This is a genomic window from bacterium, from assembly GCA_023145965.1.
Lineage (GTDB): Bacteria > UBP14 > UBA6098 > UBA6098 > UBA6098 > UBA6098.
Genome location: JAGLDC010000046.1, coordinates 1 through 2,946, shown reverse-complemented (window position 1 = coordinate 2,946; position 2,946 = coordinate 1). Strand labels below are relative to the sequence as shown.

Below are 2,946 nucleotides of genomic sequence, written 5' to 3'. Positions count from 1 at the left end.
CACAAGGTCACCATCCTCACAAGGAGGAGGTACCGTGTCGCAGGCATCACCTATGCCGTCGATATCTGAGTCTGCCTGATCTGGATTTGGGGTGTCTGGACAGTTGTCTACATCATCTGGAACGCCATCACCATCAGAGTCAGCCTTGGTTTGCGGACAACCGAACTGATTTACCGGAGTTCCTATCGGGGTATTCGGGCACTTATCGATACCATCGTAAGCACCATCACCATCACCATCTAATGGACAACCCTTAAGATCGACAAGAGCACCCATCGGCGTATTGGGACAGTTATCAGTGTGGTCTGGGACGCCATCTCCATCAGAATCTACTGGACAACCTATATCATCGACTTTTGCGCCAGTGGGTGTATCCGGGCATTTATCGACACCATCATATACGCCGTCGCCGTCGCCATCAGAAGGACAACCACCAGCATCGACCATTGCTCCGAGAGGCGTATTGGGACATTGATCCAGGCCATCAAAAACGCCATCACCATCGGAATCGACAGGACATCCAAATTCATCCACTACAGCGCCGAATGGTGTGTGTGGACATTGGTCGTCCTTATCGATAACACCATCTTTATCGCTATCTCGAACGCCACCATAATAAAAATTCAAGCGAGCCGATAGTTCTGCCCAACCCACAAGGCTATCGAGAGTAAAAACCGCCTGATCATCGAAAAATGCATAATATCCGCGAAAACCCAGGTCTATTCCAACCTGTTCTACCGGAAAGATTTCAAAACCAAAGCCGAGCATAGCATGGAAATGGCGGCCTTTATATTCAACCCAGGTAGTTTCCGGAAGCGCGTCACCGTAGCTTGCCTCCGGCTCGTAGGCAACCTCGAAAAGTTCGGATGTCTCATCATTTACAGCTTTCCATGCGAGAATGCCACCCCCTATTTGAATATAAGGATTGAAGATTGTATGGGTGAAACTCCGCCACTGTAAAAAGAATTCTATAGGCATAGCAATAAGTTTCACCGGCAAATCTTTATTTGTTCCTGTCGAAAAACGTATTTTATGATAGCTTTCGAGCCTATATCCCCGAGGATTCGATGTATCTGGTACTACAACAAATGCATTTCCGGGAGGATGGAATTCTGAAAGAGGTAACAATTCCTTTGTTTCTGCACTACGAAGTGGGAATGGGAAAAAATCAATATTATCTCCTGGATAACAATAATTATAAGCCCCTTGAATCCCCAGTTCGAGTTCTTTTGTTATTCCAAATTTCACAGTCCCACCATAGGTCTGGCCAAGCGCCCAATAATCATAGACACCCCCAGTTTTTACTATACCGCCACTCGGGCCTGCTGAAAATTTATAAAGAACTTCTTCTGCAAAAATACTAGCAACTATTATTAGAGTTAGAAACAAAAAGAACATTATTTTTTTCATTTTTCCTCCTTTTCGTGCGAAAATAAAGATGAAATCATTCGCTTAATAAAATAACTAATAATTATTCAAATATCTAAACACAATACGCCTATTCTGTTTTAGGCCATCGACTGTCGAATTTGGTGATATGAGATCGACTTCTCCATATCCTTTTAATACGAGTTGTTCCGCTGAAACACCTCTCGCAATTAGAATTTCCTTTACTTTCTCTGCAACACGCATTCCTCGGTTAATATTATATGTAAAACTACCTTCACTATCTGTATAAACTCCTATTTCAACAATTCTGAATGGATATGCTCTTAATCTTTCTGCAATATTATCGAGTTTTTGCATCGCAGAGGCTTTAATATTCAAACTGGATTCGTAAGCATCCCGGACTTCCTCCAATTCCACTGGAGTAACGAAGGGGCATCCAAGAGAATTTACAACAAAACCGCTTGGAGTTTGCGGACATTGATCGATACCGTCATAAACGCCGTCTTCATCGGAGTCCCTCGAACAGCCCTTCTCATCGGTCAAAGCTCCGTGAGGTGTGTTCAGGCATTCATCTAGATAATTAGGAACACCATCACCATCCGAATCTTTCGGACATCCTGAACTATCGACTTCGATATCGCCCGGTGTATCGGGACATCTATCCACACCATTAAAAACACCATCATTATCAGAATCTCGAGGGCATCCCAGCTCATCGACAAAAGCTGTCCATGGTGTATCTGGGCATTTATCTAGACCATCAAACACTCCATCACCATCGGTATCATATGCACACCCCATCGCGTCAACTTTTGAATTTTTAGGTGAATATTGACAAGTATCGATCTCGTCTGGAACCCAGTCCTTATCACAATCCTTGAAACCAAAATGATACACAAAGCCTATGCCGCCACCATACGAAGAATAATCCGTTTCGTTATCTGATATAAGAAACGGAACAAGCGACATAAAAAATTCCATATCGATTATAGGAATAGGTTTCCATGAAATACCCAAATCGATGGGAATGGAAAAACCTTCAAATTCGTTTTGTTCACTCAAAGGTATCGAATAGCCTATTCCGCAATCCGCAAAAACTTGTGAGTGCTTCAAAAGATGGCGGGAAAGCCTGAAGACAACCTGTGGTGTTAAATATTCTGAATTATCTCCGCTATCGGGCGCAAATCTAGCATATGCAGACCTGAAAGATAGCTCTAATTTTGGTTCATCTATCAGTTTATACATCAATTCCGCCGATACCTCGGTAGCGTTGGATTGATTCGAGCCTTGCCTCCATATCCCAGACAGGCGCGCAGAATAAGGGCTTATCGCAAAAGCAATTAACGAAAAGGAAAAATATACAATCAGGAATATTCGAAATTGAATATTCCTGATTGCGTGTATTGTCAACGCCGAATCGTGCATTCGCTCAATTCTTCGTTTGTTTTTGGGTTATTCTTTGTCTTCGGAAACCTGGTCGTCAGTCTCCTCCTTAGGCTTCTCTGCTTCGGAGTCTGCCTCTTCCTCGGCAACTTCAGCCACAGGTTCCTCGATTGG

Annotated in this window: 2 protein-coding genes; both read right to left on the bottom strand. The window is 43.4% G+C overall.

The genetic code is table 11. From position 1 onward, the window contains the following. Window positions 1-1,410 (bottom strand): thrombospondin type 3 repeat-containing protein (locus KAH81_05330; GenBank protein ID MCK5833077.1); only part of this gene is annotated, 1,410 nt, incomplete at its 3' end. Window positions 1,411-1,464: 54 nt separating this feature from the next. Then, a complete protein-coding gene (locus tag KAH81_05325; GenBank protein MCK5833076.1) occupies window positions 1,465-2,634 on the bottom strand; it encodes an OmpA family protein in 1,170 nt (389 codons plus the stop codon). Window positions 2,635-2,946 lie beyond the last annotated feature (312 nt).